At 73.0% G+C, this 1164-nt stretch carries 1 protein-coding gene; it reads right to left on the reverse strand.

Features of this window, described 5'->3' with window-relative positions; all coding sequences use genetic code 11:
• Positions 1-57: 57 nt before the first annotated feature.
• The gene (locus QH283_RS07685; protein WP_280502325.1) at positions 58-1065 is read right to left on the reverse strand and encodes a 3-isopropylmalate dehydrogenase; all 1008 of its coding nucleotides are present in this window, start codon (positions 1063-1065) and stop codon (positions 58-60) included.
• Between the last annotated feature and the right edge of the window lie 99 nt (positions 1066-1164).

Raw genomic sequence — 1164 nt, forward strand, 5'->3', positions numbered from 1 at the left:
GCCGCGCCTCGGGGCCGCCGGCCGCCCCCCCGGCGGCGGTCGCCGGCGCGCCGTGCGTCAGAGCGAGGCGGCGATCCGGTCGCCGATCTCCACCGTGGAGGCGGCGCCGGAGCGGGCGGTGAGATCCTTGGCGACGGCAGCCTCGACGCGCGCGGCCTCCTCGGTCCTGCCGAGGTGGTTGAGCAGCAGCGAAACCGAAAGGATGGCGGCGGTCGGGTCGGCCTTGGACTGCCCGGCGATGTCGGGCGCGCTGCCGTGCACCGGCTCGAACATGCTCGGGTTGGCGCCGGAGGCGTCGATGTTGCCGCTGGCCGCCAGGCCGATGCCCCCCCGCACCGCCGCGGGCAGGTCGGGGATGATGTAGCCGAACAGGTTGTCGGTGACGATCACGGCGAAGCGGCCCGGGTCGGTCACCATGAAGATGGTGGCCGCGTCGATGTGCTGGTAGGCCACGGTGACCTCGGGGAACTCCTGGCCCACCTCGTCCACGGTGCGCTGCCACAGCGAGCCGGCGAAGGACAGCACGTTGGTCTTGTGCACCAGGGTCAGGTGCTTGCGGCGGGCCTGCGCGGTGGCGAAGGCGTAGCGCACCACGCGCTCGATGCCGAAGCGGGTGTTGGTGCTGACCTCGGTGGCCACCTCGTGCGGGGTGCGCACGCGGATGGCGCCGCCGGTGCCGGTGTAGGGGCCTTCGGTGCCCTCGCGCACCACCACGAAGTCGATGTCGGGCGCGCCCGCCAGCGGGCTGGTGACGCCGGGGAACAGCTTCGACGGACGCAGGTTCACGTGATGGTCCAGCTCGAAGCGGGTGCGCAGCAGCAGGCCGCGCTCGAGCACGCCGCTGGGCACCGACGGATCGCCGATGGCGCCGAGCAGGATGGCGTCGTGCTGGCGCAGTTCCGGCAGCACCGAGTCCGGGAGGATCTCGCCGGTGGCGTGGTAGCGCCGGGCGCCCAGGTCGTACTCGGTCTTCTCGACGCCGGGCACGACCGCGTCGAGCACCTTCAGCGCCTCGGCGATGACCTCGGGACCGATGCCGTCACCGGGGATGACCGCAAGCTTCATGACAACTCCTCGTCATGCCCCACGCGCCGCCCCCGGGGTGCGGGGGGGGGCGCGGGGGGGGAGGGGGTTTTGGGGTATGGGTCAGACCAGGGCGGCCAG

The sequence above is a fragment of the Nocardia farcinica genome, from assembly GCF_029867845.1.
In the GTDB taxonomy this organism is placed as follows: Bacteria; Actinomycetota; Actinomycetes; order Mycobacteriales; family Mycobacteriaceae; genus Nocardia; species Nocardia farcinica_A.

Bases quoted from the DNA above. Each gene is read 5' to 3' on its own strand.
- QH283_RS07685 (WP_280502325.1), bottom strand. From the start codon at position 1,065: ATGAAGCTTGCGGTCATCCCCGGTGACGGCATCGGTCCCGAGGTCATC.